Origin of the sequence: Vibrio kanaloae (genome assembly GCF_024347535.1) — a bacterium.
GTDB classification, from domain to species: domain Bacteria; phylum Pseudomonadota; class Gammaproteobacteria; order Enterobacterales; family Vibrionaceae; genus Vibrio; species Vibrio kanaloae.
The window spans coordinates 1,265,169-1,285,716 of sequence record NZ_AP025497.1 but is presented as its reverse complement, the minus strand read 5'-3'; the positions used below and the strand labels follow the sequence as shown (position 1 = coordinate 1,285,716).

The window sequence follows — 20,548 nt, the reverse complement described above, 5'->3', positions numbered from 1 at the left end:
TACAAAAAAAGAAAAAATAATGAATTTTCTTGGAACTGAAATGGAAATGGAAGGTCATAAATTAGGTAGAAAACAGAGTATTTAGAAGTTTAACAGGCCGTCAAACTTGTGCTTCTCACTGCTTTCTTAATTACTGCATTTTCCTTATTAACTCCTAGACTTGTATCCGCCCAAACCACGTTGGTTTGGGCTTTTTTTTGATTTTTAGCACAAAAGATTATGGCTCGATGAAAAAGAAAGCCTCCAAATTGAAGGCTTTCTTCTCTTACTTAACGTTGTTGCGATATTGACTTAACTGATTGTTATTTAAATTAACGGTTACTTAAGCTGCATCGTTTTTGATAAGTTCTCCCAATATCGCGAGATCATTACCAAGGTCAACTGAAGCCCCCATGTCCGTTGTAATTCCTTCTATGATTATGGTTTGAGCATCACCCCCACCATTAATTGGAATAGACAGAGCAATATCTTCACCATCAACCGTCACCTCAATCATACTAAGTAACTCAGCCATTTGAGTTTCATCTTGTGGATCTTCAATGAGATCATTCAGGTCAATTAAATCACCTACGCCACTAGTATAAAGATCAAAGCCTTTAATGATGTCGATACCGTTATCGATCGCAGAGTCTAACCAAGTAAAGATGTTGTCCTCACTATCACCAATCAATAAATCATTGCCAGCAACAGCAAACAGCGGTTCGTTACTCGCAGCACTAATCACGTTATATAGTTGTGGTTCTTCAGTATCAACGGTCACCGTTTCGACCGTGCTTTCAGCGCCACTTGAATCTACAGCGACATAGTCAAACTGAGGGTCATCGGTTACAGTCTCGTTACCTTGAACATAACGCAGCTCCCAGTTACCACCCGAAGATGAAAGCTCCATACCCACAATAGGATTACTTGGTGACGAGTAGCTGAACTCGTAAAGAATCTGCTGGTTTCCTGTATCGCCTTCGTCTTTTTGATATTGCTCGCTAGCCGTTGTCCCGTCAGCAAACGTGTAAATAACTTCAATATGTACGCTGCTGTTGGTATTAAACTCTCCTCCCATACCATCTAATCCAAAGTGAACGACATCAAGCGGGTTGTTGGTAAAGTCGATGATCAAGGTCTCCTGCATGTTCATACCTCTACCATCAGTATCACCAATCCCATAACCAACATGAGGCTGCTCACCTTGATACTGCTTAAGTGGCTTGTCATTATTATCTTCGATAGTTAATGTAATGGTATTGCCGTTGGCTAAGGTGATCAGTCTTTCTGTTGGAGATACCGCCACTCCCCAATTATGGAAGCCATCGACAAGGTCAGGCATGTCCTCAGGATCGCCACTGAAGCCCATTTCAAACAACTCTCCAGCCCCAGCGACAAAACTAATATTATTTGGAACAAACAGCACGCCGTTATCCACATCAGACTGCACTATCTCTCTCGTGACTCCATTTTCATCCGTATAAAGAAGCGTGCCACTGGTTGGTAGAGTATTAATACGAACATTTAAAGGGATCTCATTGTAATCATCTTCTATGTCTGAGATGTAATCTGGCATGCCACCATCTTCAGAGTCGAACAGAATAGGAATAACGGCGTCGTCATCATTGACCACCACAAAGCTCGTTGCTTCAGGAGCATCGTTAACACCATTGATCGTTATTTCGATAACATGTTCAACACCATCAATTGCGGTGACCACATAATTCTCAATAACTGTATCGTCGTCACCTAGGTATTGAACGGCATCATTATCAACCACGTAACTCCACGCCCCCTCAGGTGTGATAGTTAACATACCCAGTGCTAATGCATTGGTAGAACCCACCGGTGTAAACACACCATTAGGCTTAAAGGCCGGCATATCATTAGTATCAACATCGGAAATCGTGAGAGTACCCGACGTCATGAGTTCGTTTGTCTCTAAGTCGACATTCAAGTCTTCGGTCACTTCTCCAGTATCAGAGTCACCTTCACCAACGGTAATTTCAGATGGATCATCCGCACCATTGATGGTAATCGTGACTTCGCTTGTTGTACCGTCAATTGCAGTAACAGTGTAAACCTCGGTAACGAACTCATCGTCGTCAAGGTATTGCACATCATCGTTGTCCACGACGTAAGTCCATGCTCCATCATCGGTTATGGTCAACATACCCAACGCGGTCTCATTGGTCGAACTTTCCGGATTAAACGTTCCGTTGGGCTCAAAAGCCGCGACATCATTGGCATCAACATCTGTAATGGTAAGTGTCCCAGAGGTCATCAAGTTATTGCTTTCTAGATCAACATCTACATCCTCTGTTACTTCTCCCATATCCGAATCGCCTTCACCAACGGTGATTTCCGACGGATCATCCGCACCATTGATGGTAATCGTGACTTCGCTTGTTGTACCGTCAATCGCAGTAACAGTGTAAACCTCGGTAACGAACTCATCGTCATCCAGGTACTGCACAGCATCATTGTTGACGACATAAGTCCATTCTCCATCCGGAGAAATAGTCAACGCTCCCAACGGTGATTGATTCGTCGACCCCTCAGGTTCAAAATCGCCATCAAGCAAGAAGGTCGGAGTTTCATTATCGACATCAGATATTGTGATTTGACCCGATGTCTCGAGCTGATTTGTCAGTTCATCAACGTTAACATCTTCTGTTACGCTTCCCGAGCCATTAGTAGCAACAGCAAGGTCATCTGTACCAATAATAGTTACGTTAATCACTTGTTCTCCCCCATCGGAGGTTTGAACAGTAATGGTATCTTGAATTTCCTCACCTTCAGAGAGTTCGTTGAATGGGCTATTGGCAACAAAGGTCCAAGTGCCATCTTCGTTTATAACAAATAAACCTAGTCCATTTTCCCCTTCTTCTTCTTTGGCCAGAAAAACAACATCTGGTTGGTCGGTAGTCAGAACTCCCCCAGTTTCAATTGGTTCATCTAGCTCAAATTCAAATACATTAGTTTCTCCAGAGACAAGCACCAACGCAATAATGTCAAACAACGCAATACTTTGGGTCTCTGATAACCCTTGCGACTCAAAACCTTCCGTTTCAAAGTTAGTTTGAGCGAGAGTCTCTGCACCAGTTCGTTCTATTCTTCCGCTGTTGGTTAAACTCGAACCTTGCTCACCGGCTCCAGTATCAAATTCTTCTCCTAATTCAGTTGGATCAAACCCTTCTTCGATAGCACGTTGTACTTGAGCGATCGCGTCATCAGTATCTAGCACATTTTGTTGGCCCTGGTTATCTACAAAACGTGCAGAAACACTTGGTACACTCTCTTCACTAGTATCAAAACTGATAATTACGTCGCTAGCGGCTGGTTGTTCGCCCGGAGACAAACGTCTAACTTGGCCTTGAGCGTCGAGCACTACACTCCCGCTAGCAAGACCTAGTATATTTAGGTTGATATTTCCCATATCTAAGTTCCCACTTCCTCTACCCAGAACACCCTCAACGCCGACTTACTCACAGTTCTGCATTATGGCTGTCGCATACAATAAATTTAGTACCGACATTATTGATAATCAACTCACTAAATGAGTGTTGTTATAGCGGTTTTAAAATTAGTCAATAGCAATAGCGACTTACCAATGAAAAAAAACAAACAAACTTCGCATTTTTTGACATATGTCCTAAGCTTCGTTTATACAGTCTGTCTCTCAATGAAGCAGAAAATACTGCTGAGAGAATGGTCAAAACATATAAAAGTAGAAGGAGAGCTACTTTGAAATTGTTTAAACTATCCATCATGTGTTGCTTAATTACTGCAACACCGCTTGCAGCTCAAACTCTAGAACAATCTGTTGCGATCACCTTGGCAACGAATCCAGAGATAAAAAGTATATTCAATGAGTATGTGAGCGTAAAAAAACAAAATGACGCCTCTGGTGGCGCTTATAAGCCTAGTATCGACCTAGATGCAGGTATCGGTTACGAAGGTATAAACCCAGCACCAAATAACGGACCTGATACGGATCTAACCAGAAAGGAAGCGACGATATCCCTAACTCAATTATTATGGGATGGTTCCGCGACTCTATACGACATTGACCGCACCGCCGCTGAAGCCGAATCGGTTCGCTTGCAATTGCTCGCGGACGCCGAAGACAAAGCACTTGAGGTTACCCAAATCTATCTAGATGCAGTAAAAGCTACGGAGGTATTAGCCCTATCGGAAAGTAACCTTGCGATACACAAAAAAATCTATAAAGACATCAAAAAACGAGCTAATTCTGGTATAGGCTCAACGGCAGACGTTTCCCAAGTAGAAGCTAGGATCGCAAAAGCTCACGGTAATTTATTGGCCGCGCAAAATAATTTGATTGATACCCATACCCAATTTAGACGAATTGTGGGTCAAGAACCGCTAGGCTTAGTTTACCCGAGAGCTGATATCTCTATGATTCCTTTGTCACTAACAGACGCCATTGTTGATGCTTTGGATAAGCATCCAGTCATCAAAGTCGCTTCTGCAGATGTTGATTCAGCATATTTCCAATACAAGCAGTCGAAGGGAGTAAATTACCCAACTTTCTCTATTGAAGCTTCTCAATCATGGCGTGATGACGCTGGAGGGGATGAAGGTTCGAGCCAAGAAACTCTGGCAATGTTAAGAATGCGATATAACCTATATAACGGAGGTACTGACAGTGCGAACTCTGAATCGGCAGCTTACCAACTGAATAAAGCCAAAGATCTGAGAGATCGTGCTTACCGCCAAGTAGAGGAGGGCCTTCGCCTATCTTGGAGTGCTTTGGATCTTACGTTACAACAAAAGAACTTCTTATCTGATCACGTAGATTCAGCTTCGGAAACCGTTATCGCTTATGAAAAACAGTACCGAATAGGTAAACGTACTCTGCTTGACTTGCTCAACACTGAGAATGAATTATTTGAAGCCCGTAAAGATTACTTGGATGCCCATTACTCTGAACAGTACGCTAAATATCGTGTAATGAACGCTACCGGTTCTCTATTGAACGCTCTACTGGTCGATATACCAGACGAGTGGACAACGGCCGTGGAGTATTAATGATGAAGACACCTTACTTATTACTTTCTGCTTTAACGATAACGTTATGTGCATGTTCTAACCAAAATGAAGAGACCTACATCGAAACGCCGGAAGCAGAACAGATTTCCGACCTGCAAGACGATGATAACGATGGCGTGGTTAATGCTCGAGACACTTGCCCCGGTACACCTGAAACGTCACTCGTTGACAATGAAGGTTGCGGAGAGACAGTTCGTTCGCAAGACGTCAGACAGTTGAGAATTCTGTTTGCCAATGATTCGTTTGAAGTTAACCCGATCTTCTCTGATCAAATCACGACCATGGCTGAGTTCTTAGAAACCTATCAAAGCGCGTCTATTGAGATTCAAGGTTACGCAAGCAAGGTGGGAGCTAGTGAATACAACTTAGAGTTATCGAAAAAACGCGCTCACCAAGTTGAAGATGAATTGTTATCAAATGGCGTCGACCCGAGTCGAGTGAGAGTTATAGGCTACGGTGAAGAGCGTTTAGAAAAAGATGGCGATGACCCTAAGTCTCACGCACTAAATCGAAAAGTAACGGCGACGGTAGTAGGGCTAAGTGAACAAATCGTCGAGGAGTGGACAATATTTACCACGCTTGAAAAGTAGCGTAACACTCTAGTCTCTAAAGGTTTATGGATTTTGCTTTAGAAGCAACAGCACGAAGCAAGAAAATGCCTGACACAACTAGTTGCTAGAAAAATAATTGCTAGAGAATAAGATAAAAAGCCGTGATAGGGTTACCCTCCACGGCTTTTTTATTTGTTGTCACATGAATCATTGTAATACCCATGTGACTCAGTTCTGGTTACTTGGTGAACCGATTAAATTCCCACTTACTGTTGGTTTGTTTTCGGTAGAGACAGACGCAGTAAGATATAACCCAAAATCGCAGCTGTCGTTGACCCCATCAGGATACCGAGTCGAGCAAACGTATCAAACTCCGCGTTCGTGGGGCCAAACGCCAGTGAAGAGATAAAGATTGACATTGTAAAACCAATACCGCACAACACAGATACTGCGAATATGTTCATAAAGTTCACACCTTCAGGAAGCTTAGCGATACCAAGTTTCACCGCACCCCAGCTAAATGCAAAGATGCCAAGAGGCTTACCAATCAATAAACCCATAGCGATGCCTAAAGGCAACATACTTGTTAAGCTTGAGATTGAGATGCCTTCCAAAGAAATACCTGCATTTGCAAATGCAAAAATTGGCAAGATCGCAAAAGCTACATATGGGTGCAATGCATGCTCTAAATGTTTCAGCGGAGAATGCTCCCCTTTGTTACCTTTCAGCGGGATAGCAAAACCAATAACTACACCTGCCAATGTTGCGTGAACCCCAGACTTCAGTACTGCGAACCAAAGAATTGCCCCAACAATTAGGTACACACTCAGCTTAGTTACATGTTTGTTGTTTAACATGAACAGCACGCCAGTCGCAATAAAGCCAATAGTTAATGCAAGTGTGGATAGGTCGCTTGAATAAAACAGTGCAATAATGACAACAACACCAAGGTCATCAATAATTGCCAACGCAAGTAAGAATACCTTCAAACTTACTGGCACACGGTTGCCTAGTAGAGCCATTATACCCAATGCGAATGCGATATCAGTTGCTGCAGGGATAGCCCAACCTTGTAAGGCTTCTGGGTTACCAGAATTGAATAACACGTAGATAAGTGCAGGAGCTAGCATACCGCCCACGGCTGCGATAGCTGGGAAGATTGCTGTTTCTTTAGACTTTAATGCGCCTTCTAAAAGTTCGCGCTTTACTTCCAAACCGATGAGAAGAAAGAACACGGCCATTAAGCCATCGTTAATCCAGTGAGACATAGACATACCAAGAACGTAACTGTGAAGTACACCTTGGTACATTTCGTTCAGTGGTGAATTTGCTACAAACATTGCGATCGCCGCAGCGATGACTAGTATGATGCCGCCAGCAGATTCCATTTTAAAGAAGTCACGAATGACGTCGGTCATGATTTCGCCCTTATATTTATTATTTAAATAAACGAATAACAAAGAATAGCTATGAGTTTATATCCAAGCTTTAACGATAGATAATCACTTCTTCGGATGTTTAGCTTCGGTTTTTCCTACAAATACTAAACAATACGTCGTAAATTCCATAATGTTAATATGCTCCATTAAATAAGTATAGATGAGATAAACGAAGCTGTATTCACAATTTTTTTAATCCGGACGGAAATGATTCACATAAAAAAAGGCTATCAAATGATAGCCTTAGGTGTTTTTCTAGTAACCGGTTAATTGCATAAAGCCTTTCGCTTCATGGCTGCCACTCGCCATAATTGGTCCTTCCCAATAAGGTATAACAAAAGGCAACCACATATCTCTGCGTTGGATACGTGTCGTAAGGTTGATATCGTACTGTGGCACGTTGATTATCCACTGTAATGGCATTCTTCTGCCATTCAATAACGTCGTGTTCTGCAAAGGCTTAATAGAAATATCAGAATCCGTTAATTGGTAGACTTTGCCTGAACGAGTGGCTAATGTTCCAAACACATAAGGTAACTGTTGGTTATGGCGATAGCGGCTAATACTCAGAGCTGTACCATCATCGAGGTTGAAAACAAACCAGTCCCAGCCTTGTTGCCCGACGCCCAGCAAGCCACTACCCCACTCTTTATGTACCCATGCAGTACCTTTAACTTCCTTGGTAATACCATCTAGGTTCAACACACCATTCAATGATAAAAAGGGCGCACTGAAGTTGTATGACGCGACAGGCAGTAAGTCGTGTTTTTTCTGATACCCATGCTCATCATTGAACACATATGGCCCTTTTGCCACGGTATCCAATTCAAGACTAAATGTATCCGTTTTGACTTGAAGACGACTAGGAAATGGTGTGTTCCCCAGCGAACGCCAGTTCCAGTTATCAATCCAAATTCTAAACGGGCGATTGGTCATTCCAGCTTGACCAATACCACCACGCGCCAAACGCTGCTCCTTCCAGACTTTAGATTCAGAAGAGATCACTACATTTGAAATATAGATCTGTGGACTTTGCCATCCCGAAGCCTCGCGCTCATCTGTTGCGATACGAAAGAAACTCCATTGAACCGAGTATTTTTTACCATCTTCCCCTATTAACGACGCAAAGTAGTGCCACCATTCGTGTTGGAAGTCTGGATGAAATGAGAAATCTCGCGGTAAAGAAACGTCTCTATCTGGCAGCACTGGTTCAAATACATTGAAATGCTCACTGACCAGCACCGAATTGACTTCATTGACTCCCTTTTCACCAGCATCAGCGAAATATGAATAATAGGCCCAAATACCGATAAGAGCACCAAAAAAACTGACTAATAAAAGAGAAGAGACAACTCGGTGTCTTAGTTTAGTAGTACGATTCCGTTGAGACATATTAAAGCGCATCCCTAAGTGATTTCATCGGCGTGTTCCGAATCATTCTCATAACAGGTAAAGCTCCAGCAAGCATTAATGCAGCCATTGCCCACGCAAATGTCACCAAATAATCCCATGGAATCACTTGCAACTCGAGTGACCAACCAAAAGATTGCTTAATAACAATATCAACAATCAAACTCGCTAAAGCCAAACCAAGCGGAACGGCTATCAAAGAGGAAATGAGTCCAAATACAAACAACTGTAAGCTACCAGTTAAAATCAGTTCTTTTGCAGATACACCTAAACACCGTTGTAAAGAAATGTGTCTTTGACGCGACACCTCCCCTGCGACAGTAGCAAAGAAAATCCCGAAAACCGCAATAACTAAAGTGATGTTACCTAATGTGTCGGCAATCGCGAACGTTCTATCAAACACACGCATGGCTTGGCTGTGGATATTGTTATTGTCGAAAATACGTTCAGATCCTAATCGAAATATACTCTCTAGCCGGCTACGTAACCCTACAGAGTTCACATCATCTTCTAATATAACGCCAAGCCCTACATTGCCTCTGCCTGCAAATCCATACAACCAGTTTCGATGTGACATCATCACCTGATGGTAAGGATTGCCATAATCGTAATACACACCAACAACCTGCCAACCGGAACCTAGGCTGTCATAAAGGTCAATGTAGTCCCCAGGACGAATACCCAACTTTAAAGACATCGACTCGCTGATCAACACGCCTCTAGAGTGGTGTAAATGATACCAATAATTTGGAATACCTAACTTAATCGTCAGAGCTTCCAGTTCCCCCTCAGAGGAACCTGTACTCACCATTTGAATACTACCGACAGGTGAAGCGAGATCTTTCTCCCAACGCCACCACACAGAGTCTACTTCAGGTTGTTCTGACAACCAACTACTCATACGAGCAGCAGCATTGTTGGTTGGGTAGATATATAAGTCCGCCGCCAAACGCTGTGTTAACCATTTGTCAGTGGTATCCCTAAAGCTACCAACCATGGTCTCAACACCAATATTTGCCGTTAATGCCAACATAAAAGCCATGGTCGCAACACCACGATAGCTCATGCTTGAGGCAGCGTCAGCGAAGAACCAACGAGCACGAACCCAACGTAAAGAATAAGAGAGACCATTGAATAGCTTCCACATCAAGAAAGGTGTAAACAGAGCGACACTAACCAGCATCAGAGCGATAATAGCAAAGCCGGATTCTTGGGTCTGGGGAGCTTGATATACAGCAACAGCTGCGACACAGAAACCACAGCCAATCAAAGCCTGCCAAGTAAACTCAGTACCAGCAAAACGCATCAATGAAAGCCGCGAGGTCAAACGAATAGGTTGAGACTTAAGCAAACGAACCAACGGCCAAGCGCAAGCTAAAAATGCACCAAGCAATGCCATTAATAAGCTATAGCCACTCCAACGCCAACTCCAGCTTAACGTTAAACCAACATTAGCATCATAAAGGTCGCCCAAACTTGAAGAAACAGCGGGCAACAGTTGGTTAGCTAGCATTACGCCAAATATATTGCCGCATATCCAGCTCAGTAGAACCAAAAGCAACAACTCTAAACAAAGTGCTTTTGTTAACTGCCACCCTGAAACACCGGTTTGTCTTAGAATACCGACTAACGGTTGACGCTGAATAAAAGAGAGCGACATCGCTTGGTAGAAGATAAATAAACCTACCACAAAAGACAGCATACCCATCGCGGTCAGGTTCATGTGAAAAGCACTGGTCAGAGACTCAAGTTCCGCCTTCGAACTACGAGAAATAGTTAATCCATTCGGTAATATATTTTTGAGTCGTTCAAACTTCTCCGTTGGCATGTCTGAGCACGCAATCACCGAAAGCCCTGAACTGCGTTTGAGCATTCTAAGCAAAGAAATATCCGCAATGAGACGAGTGCCGTTGATCTGGTTATTTTGGTCAACGACGATTGGCCCTAACTCAGAGCCATCTATAAGGTGGATATAGTCCCCATTTATCCACTCCATATACTCAGCAAGATCATGGCTAACAAGAATTGGGTATGGTGGCTTCATTAAGTTTAAAGTCGTGAGGTCTTTTAAGGCAGTACCAGGCTGAAGTTGGAGCATAGACACAGGGTCTAAACCAGTCAGCATAAAGTTTGCCCCGTTTTCATCGGTGATACGATGATAGTCAAAAGGAGAGCACTGCTGAAATCCATCACGGCGAAGCTGAATATAAAAACCTTGTGGAATTTTATTGGCGTTGTGTTTTGGTCGAATACGGTAAGGAAGAGGATTTGAAAACAGTCGTTCGCCATGTGTATAGCTTTGTTTGGCATGTTGGTTGATGGCTGTAACACCAACCAGTAGTGAGACGCCAAGGGTTAAACCAAGCCATACCAAGAGAATCTGAAGAGGGTAACGTCGATAGTGACCAAGTAGCGCTTTAACTACGGGCCATAACATGTAATTGCCCTCCTTGCAGACGGATTCGACCATCCATGTGTAGCGCCACTTTTTCACTGTGAGTGACAAGCAACAGTGTACATTCTAATTGACGAGTCAACGAAGTCAGTAAACGCATTACCGCTTCTGCATTGCGCTCATCCAAACTACCCGTTGGCTCATCAGCCAATAGAATCTTTGGTTCCATATACAAAGCTCGTGCAATCGCTGCACGCTGTTGTTGACCACCAGACGCCTCTTCTGGGTAACGTCCAAGTAAAGGCATTAAATCGAGAGCGGATAGGATTTGTCGCCACAAACCTTTATCTTCAGGTAAGCCCTTTAGTTGTCGGCAAAAGCGGATGTTATCGGCTATGTTAAGCGTTGGAAGTAAATTAAATTGCTGAAAGATGTGACCGATATTATTTCTGCGATATGCAGTACGATTGCGCTCAGTCGAATCATGCATATTGAAGTTAGGGAAAGCGATTTCACCAGAATCGGCAAGGTCTAAACCCGCAATAAGATTCAGTAAAGTACTTTTACCAGAACCGCTTTCTCCCATTAAAGCTAGCTGATCACCTTGGTTTAACGTTAACTCTGCACCTTGCAAAACAGGGTGAAACTCCCCCCCATCGACATAGCCTTTACATAGGTCTGACAGCTTTAACATTAAACCGCTCACATTAGTTAGAATTTGGAAGAAGAATCTACACTAATTCCCTGTTAGGAGGAAGTATTTTGAAAGATAGATCACACGCCAATAATAAAGTGATGTGATAGATGCGCTCTACTTCAATTTTCTATTAAATTTTTAATCCATTTCCTTGTTTTTATCCGATAGAGCGAACCGCCCCATTTAATCACCTCTTCAGTTAAGAACAGCAAATACACCCACTCAGGCGTGAACTTCAGATAAATTGCAGCGATCGCTGCCAATGGAATACCGATAACCCACTGAGCAATCAAGTCTTGATAGAGACAAAACTTAACATCCCCTCCAGCTCTCAGTACCCCTACAATGACCGTCATCGGAATTGAGCGAAGCACAATCCCTACGCTTAGAATCAGAATAAATTTTTCCGAAAGAGCTCTGGTTTCCTCAGTCAAAGCGCTAAACGAATTCAGTATTGGTGTTTGCATAAAGTAGAGAAAAATCGCAACAGCAATACTGGTCAAGAAACACAAAATCGTTAAGCCCAAAGCTTGATAGTAAACCGCTTCATTGTGCTTAGCACCAAGTTGATTGCCGACCAAAACCGCAGCCGCATTCGACATGCCAATCAATAGGCTCAATGAGATAGACTCAACCGGCGTCATGACTGACAGTGCAGCCAAGCCTTGAACGCCCGATTGTCCCATGATTGCGTGATAAACAAAAAGACCACCAGCCCAAGCTAAGAAATTAAACGTCGTCGGTAACGATAATTTCAAGAAACGAACCACTTTCTCAACAGTCGCTGCCGCTTTTATATCGCAGAATTTAAAGGCTAATAAATGCTTAGATAAATAAAGGTAACCAAACAAGGTCGCCACCTCAATAGCCCCACTCATTACCGTCGCAATCGCAGCGCCTTTAATTCCAAGAGCAGGAAAGCCCAAATTACCGAAGATCAGCACCCAGTTTAAGAACACATTAGAAAGGATACCAATACCACTAAAGAAAGTACTGAGCCCCGGCTTATGCATCGCTCTCAAGCCAACAGCCATGCTGCTAACACACGATACCGCCAACATGCTAAATGAGGTGATAACGATGTATTCCATACCCAAATTAATGACTTCTTGAGAGTCTGTGGTCACGCCCATGATTTGCGCAGGGAAAGAGACAAAGAAAACAATAGTCAGTAACGCAAACAACGTCGAGACCAACCACGTTAGTGCTGTGCTTTCTCTCACACCTTGTTTGTCGCCCGCTCCCCAATATTGTGCTGTCAACAATGCGCCACCCGTGGTCACACCCACCAACATAATGGTGGTCACGAACATAGCACGGCTTGCGACACCGACTGCGGCAATGTCTGCTTCTCCAAGCTGACCCAACATCAACACATCCACTAACCCTCGGCTTGAAAACATAATGCTCTGCAAAGTGATAGGCAAAGCAATCGCAATAAGCCTACGAACAAAATCACCGCGAGTGTGATGAAGAATGGAAGAGAGCAACATAGAGATACCTAAACGGAACGTATTGATGAATAAAGATAAATATCGCGCTATTATATCAATGTTCGGTTTTTAACCACAGAGATAAATGGAGTAACAATGAAGAAAGTACTGGTTTTAGGCGCTTCTGGATATGTTGGTTCACAACTCCTCCCTCTCCTGCTTGAACAAGGCTACCAAGTCACTGCAGCAGCAAGACATATCGACTACTTAAAAGCGCGAACTGAGCCTCATGAGAATTTGTCACTCAAATATCTCGATCTGGCAGACCAAACGGCAACACAAGCTTTGGTTCCCGACTTTGACCTTATCTTCTTCCTTGTCCACGGGATGGCGGAAGGCCACGACTTCATTGATTACGAACTCAGCTTGGCGCGTAACTTTATTGCAGCGCTTGGGCCGAAGAATCAACACGTTATCTATCTCAGCTCTCTTCAGCCTCAAACCGGTGATTCAGAACACCTTCAAGCGAGAAAGAAAACCGGTGAGTTGCTTCGTAAAGGGCCAGTTCCGATTACCGAGCTTCAAGCAGGCGTCATCATAGGCCCAGGCTCTGCGGCATTCGAGATCATGCGAGACTTCGTTTACAACCTACCAATCATGATTGCGCCAAAATGGGTCGACTCGAAAGCCAACCCTATCGCCTTAAAGAACCTTAATCATTACCTACTCAAACTCGCACAATACACACCAAGTGATAATCAAATCTTTGAGGTGGGCGGTCCAGACATTGTCTCTTACCGCAACCAGTTTGCACATATTGCCAAAACGGCCGATCGACCACTGAGGCTTTGGGCTACATCCCTGCTAACACCTAAAATCGCCTCCTATTGGTTAGGCGTGGTAACTTCTGTCCCTTCAAATATAGGCAGAGCACTTCTTGCAGGTTTAAAGCATGACTTTATTGCTAGTTCGACGACCATAAGAGAAATGTACCCTCAGAAACTTATCTCCTTCGAAAGCATGGTTGAACAAGCCATTCACGCTGAAGGAAATTTCGTTAAAAGTAATGTCTGGGGCTTCGATAAAACCGCGTTCAAACGATGGCAAGCTGGGTATGGCTACTACCCCAAGAAAACCGGTGCAAGTATCAATTCAACTGCATCATTAGAATCACTATGGTATGTCGCACAGCAAATAGGCAGCCCTAAGCAGGGTTACTTCTTTGCTAATGCTCTATGGCGCACACGCGAATGGTTAGATGTTCTGTTCGGTGGCGGTATACCCGTTCGACAAATGCCTGAAGGCCCAAACTTAAAAGTGGGTGACAAAATCGATTCGTGGAAAGTGATCCGTTGCGAAGAGAATCAGTTCTTATCTCTGCTTTTCGGAATGAAGGGCCCAGGTTTAGGGCGACTCGAGATTACCGTTTCTGACCACGGTGATTCTCGCGAGCTGAACATCTCGGCTTGGTGGCATCCAAAGGGCTTTCTAGGATTACTGTATTGGTTTGCGATGATGCCAGCTCACCTGTTTATTTTTAAAGGCATGGTGAAGGCGATTGAGAAGCAGGCACAAGAGCAGATGCGAGATTCGGATGACGGGATGCGAAGAGATTAAAAGCAGGTGCGAGATTCGGGGGACGGGATGCGAAAAGACTAAACAGCAAATTTGCGACACGCGCTATGAGAGGCAAAAAAAAGAGCGGATAATTCCGCTCTTCGTATCCCGAATCCGCTACTAGCCAATAAAGCTAATTGGAATCTCAGCCAATTGATTGCCTTGGTTTGCAGGATAAACGATATATTCACCGTGGTACTTCACCGCAGACTTGTAGTCCGTCACTTTGTGAAGCATAAAACCCGCTTCCATCGCCGCTTGAATAAACTCAGCGTGGTTTCCGCGAACAAACCAGTTCATTGGCTTAACCATCAACTCGCCGTCGAAAGAGTCGTCACACTGTTTGCCACACAAGGCAAATGAGTGCTCACCATCGGTAAAGAATTGGATTTTTCCACCAGTGGTTAGCTCGTCTTCGCTTGATACGCTCCAACCCATCTCGTACATCTTGTCCATAAACGCTTCAACATCGCAGTCTTTTAGCGCTTTCGGCTCCTCGCCTTCAGGGAAAAACTGACCGTAGAAAGCAGAGATACGTTTGAAGGTAAAGGTTAAATCAGAGTTGTTACCCTTTGAGCGCCCCTGCTTTTGCCAGCGAACTAAGTCCGGCACAATCACGCGATCGTAAGATTGAGCCTTAATCGCTTTGGTTACCCAACGAACAAGGTAAAGGTTGTTTGCAATAGGTGCGTCAATCGCTTTACCTGACTTATGCAGAGCGTATAACTCACCTAGCGCATCATTCACTAACTTCTGAATTTCAATATAGTATTTTGACATTATGCCTTCTTTCCTAATGTCCAATATAGTAATGCTGACATTACTGCACACGCAGCCATTACCATAGCCATAGACCCAGCACTGTCACTTGGTAGCATCGCAACGATCGCTCCAACGACAGAGCCAGTACCAAATCTTAATGTTCCCGCAAGCGATGAAGCCGTGCCTGCCATGTTTGGATAACCACTTAGCAATAGACCCATGGAGTTACTGCCAATTGTAGAAATAGTACCGATAAACAGCATCACAAACGGCACAATACCCCAAAGCCCGAGATCCAATGCCCAACCGGCCAGTAAACCCACGCCAGCCAGTAATTGAATGACCAACGCTGTTCTTAGCATGGTATGAGAACCGACCTTTTTAACGATTCGACCATTGATTGTCGTCATTAGAATCATCGCAACAATGTTCAGGCCAAACAGATAACCGAACAGGTCAGGGCGTACGCCATAAATATCAATGTAGACAAAAGAACCCGCGGTTAAGAATGCAAACATCCCAGAGAACGAGAACGCACCCGAGAAAATCAGGCCCATAGCGGTCGGGTTTTTACATAAACGAGCGTAATTGCGGATCGTCGTTTTAAAGCGCAGTGGCTGGCGATTTTCAACAGACAGTGTCTCAGGGATTTTGATTATTACCGCGAGAATCACAATCACCGCAAAAATAGCCAAGACCCAAAAGATTGAACGCCAGCCGAACCACAATGCCAAGTAACCACCAATCATAGGTGCGATAAGTGGCGCAACCGTCATCACCAAGGTAACGAACGACATCGTTCTTGCGAAATCTTCACGGTCAAACATATCACGCACAACGGCTTGGATAATAACCGCCGCCGCCGCCCCTGCAAAACCTTGAGCAGTACGAACTAACGTTAACGCTTCAATACCATGAGTAGTGGCACTCACAACAGACGCAATCGCAAAGAAGAAAACACCAATCAGTAGAACTGGCTTTCGACCATAACTGTCGGCTAATGGACCATGTAACAACTGACCTAACGCAAAACCTGCGGTGTACGCTGTGAGTGTGATTTGTACTTCACCCGCTGTTACGCCGAGATCTTTGGCGATCGTTGGCATTGCGGGCAGGTACATATCGATGGCGAGTGGTGTCAGTGCACCAATCGCACCCAGAACCAAAAATAGCATCCAACCTAACTGAGGAGTTTGTGGTTGTGAATTTGGGGTCTGTTGGGTAGACGTTTGCATAACTCTCCGACTAAGTACGAGGTTTATGTGAGCAGGAATATTCGCACAACAATACACGAATATGGACATAACAATATACAAATAGGAATAATGGCTGAAACTGTCCTAGTGCCAGTCAACATCATCAGCCGACGCTATCCTTAGTCGGCTACATCTTACGACAGAAAAGACTACTTCCAGATAGAGTCGACTTCTTCTTGCGTTAGGTAACGGTATTCACCTAATTCTAAAGATTCGTCCATCTCAATTTCGCCAATACGCTCACGGTGTAGTGCTTCTACCTTGTTACCAAGTGCAGCAAACATACGTTTTACTTGGTGGTATTTGCCTTCGTGAATCGTTAAAAGCACTTCACGCTCTGCACGAACATCAAGATGTGCAGGAAGTGTTAGGCTATCTTCACTCTTAAGCTGAATACCTTCTTTGAACTTCTCAACGTAGTCAGCTTCAACAGGATCAACCAACCACACACGGTATGTTTTTTCGCACTTGTGCTTTGGCGACGTGATGCGGTGAGACCACTTACCATCGTCAGTAATCAATACAAGACCAGTGGTATCAACATCGAGACGACCTGCAAAGTGCAGCTTGTCCATTTTGATTTCATCAAGCAATTCAAACGCAATACGATTTGCGCCATCTTCATGCGAACAGACAAAGCCTTCTGGCTTATACAGCATGATATAACGTGGACCGTGAACATGCAGTTCATTCCCTTGCCATTCTACCACGCACTCTTCAGTTACCTTAAGTGAGCCGCTTTTTTGAATGACATCATTAACTGTCACTGCTTTTGATTTTAATAAGTGTGTTGCTTCTCTTCGCGTGACGCCTAATGCATCGCACAGAAATTTATCTAAACGCATGAATACCTCAACTAATCTAAGTCAGGTATTATAGTCACCTTTGCTCAATTAGTTGAGCTATTTCACACTATTTGTTTTTCATTTTACAAGATGCTATATGTATACACTCCGCCCGTACCAAGCTGACTCCGTAAAATCAGTGATTCATTACTTCAGAAAACACCAAACTCCAGCGGTTTTGGTACTGCCAACCGGGGCAGGCAAAAGCCTTGTAATTGCTGAATTAGCAAGGCTTGCGAAGGGCCGCGTTCTGGTGCTGGCTCACGTTAAAGAGCTGGTAGAGCAAAATCATGAAAAATATGAAGGTTATGGGTTAAAAGGCTCAATTTTTTCTGCGGGTTTAGGCCGCAAAGAGACCGACCAACAAGTGGTATTCGCGTCGGTTCAATCCGTGGTTCGCAATCTCGATTCATTCTCCAATCAATTTTCACTTTTAGTTATCGATGAATGCCACCGTGTGCCTGACGAAAAGAATAGTAGCTACCAGAAAGTAATCACTCACTTACGTGAAAATAATTCGGGAATTAAGGTGCTTGGATTAACAGCGACCCCTTATCGTCTTGGTATGGGATGGATTTATCAATATCACACCCGCGGTCAAGTGCGTTCAGACGAGCCACGTTTCTTTCGAGACTGTATCTTTGAGCTGCCCATTCGTTACCTACTTGATGAAGGCTTCTTAACCCCTGCCCGCATGATAGATGCGCCAGTATTGAGTTACGACTTCTCGCAATTAAAGCCCGCGAGCACTGGTCGCTACAAAGAAGCAGAACTCGACATGGTGATCGAGCAATCGAAACGAGCGACCCCGCAGATTGTCGACCAAATCATTCACCTAGCCCAAGACAAACTAGGCATCATGGTATTCGCTGCGACCGTTCGACACGCGCAAGAGATCCTCGGCTTATTGCCAGAAGGTGAAGCATCGCTTGTCATTGGTGACACACCTACGTTAGAACGCGACCAAATCATCAATGACTTCAAAGAACGTAGAATCAAATTCTTGGTCAACGTGTCAGTTTTGACAACAGGTTTTGATGCACCGCATGTCGATTTAATAGCCATATTGCGCCCCACAGAGTCCATCAGCTTATACCAACAAATCGTAGGCCGTGGCTTACGTTTATCTCCAGGCAAGAAAGAGTGTTTGGTGCTCGATTACGCGGGCAACAGCTATGACCTTTACCAACCAGAAGTCGGCGATCCTAAACCCGATTCAGACAGTGAGATCATTACTATTCCCTGCCCTGCTTGTGGCTTCAACAACAATTTCTGGGGCAAACTAGACAGTAATGGCTTGTTACTCGAACATTTTGGTCGTAAATGCCAAGGCTACTTTACCGATGAAGACACGGGCGAACGCGAACACTGTAACTATCGCTTCCGAGCGAAATATTGTGGTGAGTGTGGTGCGGACAACGACATTGCCGCGCGAATTTGTCATGAGTGCGATGCAACTCTGGTTGACCCAGACAAAAAGCTTAAAGAAGCACTCAACCTAAAAGATGCCTTGGTGTTTGAGTGTCTGGAAATGGATCTCAACGTGCTTAAAGACGACAAAGGCAAATCACAACTTAAAGTCACCTACCGCGGCGAAAACCAGGCACAAGTACATGAATTTTGGTCATTAACCACCAAGAAGCAAAAGCAAAATTTTAAGGATCAGTTTGTTCGCCCCCACCTTGCCGACAGACACAGGCCATTTGAAGAGTCCTCACCTACAAAAGTGGTCGCTCACCAACATAGATTCCGCCCTCCTCAATTCGTGATTGCACGCAAAGTTGGGCGCTTTTGGAAAATGAGGGACAAGATATTCGAAGACGAACTCCAACATCGCTAGCGTATCACTTTCCAAGAACCTAAATCTCAGAATGAATCTGGTTCATTTTCTATTCAGAATAACTTTTTTATACTGCAGGCTATCAACCTTCCCAAGGATTCGCTATGTTTAATAAAACTATGATTTCTTTGTTTTCTTTAAGCTTAGGCTTACTGGTTTCTGTTGGCGTATGGGCTGATTCAGCTCATAACGGCCATGACCTTGTACAAGATGTCCATAAAGCAGGAACCCGTATCGAATTTGAAGAAGATCAAGATGAAGTCTATGACGCTGTACGAGCAGGCTATATTCGTCCTTTCTCAGAAATGTACGCAGCGGTCGAAAATGATCTGCACGGCAGAATTATAAAAGTAGAGCTAGAAGAAGACGATGACGTCTGGGTCTATGAGCTGAAAATCAATTTTCAAAACAACATTATCAAAGTTGAATACAATGCTGAAACATTAGAGATGCTGATGATAAAAGGTCGCAACTTTAAAGAAGCTATCAAAAACGACCATCACTAGTAAGCGCTGAAAAGTTAACCAGCGATATCAGCAAGATTTAGCCTAAAAATAAGAAGAAGAACCAGTCATGAAAATTTTAGTCGTTGAAGACGAGCCGCGTTTGGGACAACAGATTATTGAAACACTCGAAGAAGCCGACTGGGTTCCAGAACTTTCTCGAGATGGTATCGATGCACTTTACCGAGCAACATCAGAAGCATGGGACGCGATCGTTCTTGATTTAGGTTTACCAAAGCTTGATGGGCTAACAATATTAAAAGGCATTCGAGATGAAAACATCAATACACCAGTTATTATCTTGAGCGCTCGTGACACCCTAACTCAGCGTGTAGAAGGATTAAACGCAGGGGCCGACGATTACATCACTAAGCCTTTCGAAATGGTTGAGCTAATCGCTCGGATTCGAACTCAACTACGTCGTGCATCTGGTAGTGCATCGCCTATCCTTCAGATTGGTGACTTAAGCTTAGACACTCGCAGCTCTAAAGTGCTGTGGCAAGGGCAAGCTGTAAGCCTGACAGCATTAGAATATAAAGTTGTTGCTTACTTTATGCATAATCAGAACAAAGTCATATCTCGTACTGAGCTCATTGAACATATTTACAAACAAGACTTCGACCGTGACTCCAACACTGTCGAAGTATTTATTGGTCGTATTCGTAAAAAAATCGCGCCGAAGATCATCAAAACGGTTCGTGGGCTTGGTTACCAATTAAATGCCGAGTAACACTCTCAATATAAG

Annotated in this window: 15 protein-coding genes; 6 read left to right on the top strand and 9 right to left on the bottom strand. The window is 43.9% G+C overall.

Going from position 1 to position 20,548, the window contains the following annotated elements; translation table 11 throughout:
• Positions 1–322 precede the first annotated feature (322 nt).
• Positions 323–3,418, bottom strand: coding sequence for a VCBS domain-containing protein (locus OCV24_RS06040; protein ID WP_017057562.1), 3,096 nt, complete (start codon positions 3,416–3,418; stop codon positions 323–325).
• Positions 3,419–3,726: 308 nt separating this feature from the next.
• On the opposite strand from OCV24_RS06040, the gene OCV24_RS06035 reads away from it, so the two are divergent.
• On the top strand, positions 3,727–5,034 hold the full coding sequence (locus tag OCV24_RS06035; RefSeq protein WP_046224598.1) for a TolC family outer membrane protein: 1,308 nt from the start codon (positions 3,727–3,729) through the stop codon (positions 5,032–5,034).
• A complete protein-coding gene (locus OCV24_RS06030; protein ID WP_017057564.1) occupies positions 5,034–5,645 on the top strand; it encodes an OmpA family protein in 612 nt (203 codons plus the stop codon). Before OCV24_RS06035 ends, OCV24_RS06030 begins: the two co-directional genes overlap by 1 nt.
• Positions 5,646–5,872: 227 nt before the next feature.
• Here OCV24_RS06030 and nhaA read toward each other — a convergent pair whose 3' ends face one another.
• The 5 genes from nhaA to OCV24_RS06005 all read right to left on the bottom strand — a co-directional run bounded on the left by nhaA (position 5,873) and on the right by OCV24_RS06005 (position 13,040).
• On the bottom strand, positions 5,873–7,024 hold the full coding sequence (gene nhaA, locus OCV24_RS06025; protein WP_077680541.1) for a Na+/H+ antiporter NhaA: 1,152 nt from the start codon (positions 7,022–7,024) through the stop codon (positions 5,873–5,875).
• Between the two features lie 276 nt (positions 7,025–7,300).
• On the bottom strand, positions 7,301–8,449 hold the full coding sequence (locus OCV24_RS06020) for a lipocalin-like domain-containing protein (RefSeq protein WP_017057566.1): 1,149 nt from the start codon (positions 8,447–8,449) through the stop codon (positions 7,301–7,303).
• A complete protein-coding gene (locus OCV24_RS06015; RefSeq protein WP_150878435.1) occupies positions 8,439–10,892 on the bottom strand; it encodes an ABC transporter permease in 2,454 nt (817 codons plus the stop codon). Before OCV24_RS06015 ends, OCV24_RS06020 begins: the two co-directional genes overlap by 11 nt.
• On the bottom strand, positions 10,873–11,544 hold the full coding sequence (locus OCV24_RS06010; protein WP_017057568.1) for an ABC transporter ATP-binding protein: 672 nt from the start codon (positions 11,542–11,544) through the stop codon (positions 10,873–10,875). Before OCV24_RS06010 ends, OCV24_RS06015 begins: the two co-directional genes overlap by 20 nt.
• Before the next feature lie 122 nt (positions 11,545–11,666).
• The gene (locus tag OCV24_RS06005) at positions 11,667–13,040 is read right to left on the bottom strand and encodes an MATE family efflux transporter (protein ID WP_046224596.1); all 1,374 of its coding nucleotides are present in this window, start codon (positions 13,038–13,040) and stop codon (positions 11,667–11,669) included.
• 96 nt (positions 13,041–13,136) lie between these two features.
• On the opposite strand from OCV24_RS06005, the gene OCV24_RS06000 reads away from it, so the two are divergent.
• Positions 13,137–14,597 carry a DUF2867 domain-containing protein gene (locus OCV24_RS06000; RefSeq protein ID WP_150878433.1) on the top strand — a complete coding sequence of 487 codons (1,461 nt, stop codon included), beginning with the start codon at positions 13,137–13,139 and terminating at the stop codon, positions 14,595–14,597.
• A gap of 120 nt (positions 14,598–14,717) precedes the next feature.
• Here OCV24_RS06000 and OCV24_RS05995 read toward each other — a convergent pair whose 3' ends face one another.
• The 3 genes from OCV24_RS05995 to rsuA all read right to left on the bottom strand — a co-directional run bounded on the left by OCV24_RS05995 (position 14,718) and on the right by rsuA (position 17,460).
• A complete protein-coding gene (locus OCV24_RS05995) occupies positions 14,718–15,377 on the bottom strand; it encodes a DUF2913 family protein (RefSeq protein WP_017057571.1) in 660 nt (219 codons plus the stop codon).
• Positions 15,377–16,594: a Bcr/CflA family multidrug efflux MFS transporter gene (locus OCV24_RS05990; protein ID WP_150878431.1), complete on the bottom strand. Its 1,218-nt coding sequence runs from the start codon at positions 16,592–16,594 to the stop codon at positions 15,377–15,379. The genes OCV24_RS05995 and OCV24_RS05990 overlap by 1 nt, the downstream gene beginning before the upstream one ends.
• A 170-nt stretch (positions 16,595–16,764) precedes the next feature.
• On the bottom strand, positions 16,765–17,460 hold the full coding sequence (gene rsuA, locus OCV24_RS05985) for a 16S rRNA pseudouridine(516) synthase RsuA (RefSeq protein WP_077680545.1): 696 nt from the start codon (positions 17,458–17,460) through the stop codon (positions 16,765–16,767).
• Positions 17,461–17,557: 97 nt separating this feature from the next.
• Between rsuA and OCV24_RS05980 the strand changes: the two genes are divergently transcribed.
• From OCV24_RS05980 to OCV24_RS05970, 3 genes are all read left to right on the top strand, one after another.
• The gene (locus tag OCV24_RS05980; RefSeq protein WP_137032876.1) at positions 17,558–19,300 is read left to right on the top strand and encodes a DEAD/DEAH box helicase; all 1,743 of its coding nucleotides are present in this window, start codon (positions 17,558–17,560) and stop codon (positions 19,298–19,300) included.
• Between the two features lie 104 nt (positions 19,301–19,404).
• The gene (locus OCV24_RS05975) at positions 19,405–19,806 is read left to right on the top strand and encodes a PepSY domain-containing protein (protein ID WP_017057575.1); all 402 of its coding nucleotides are present in this window, start codon (positions 19,405–19,407) and stop codon (positions 19,804–19,806) included.
• A gap of 67 nt (positions 19,807–19,873) precedes the next feature.
• Positions 19,874–20,533 carry a response regulator transcription factor gene (locus tag OCV24_RS05970; RefSeq protein WP_017057576.1) on the top strand — a complete coding sequence of 220 codons (660 nt, stop codon included), beginning with the start codon at positions 19,874–19,876 and terminating at the stop codon, positions 20,531–20,533.
• Positions 20,534–20,548 lie beyond the last annotated feature (15 nt).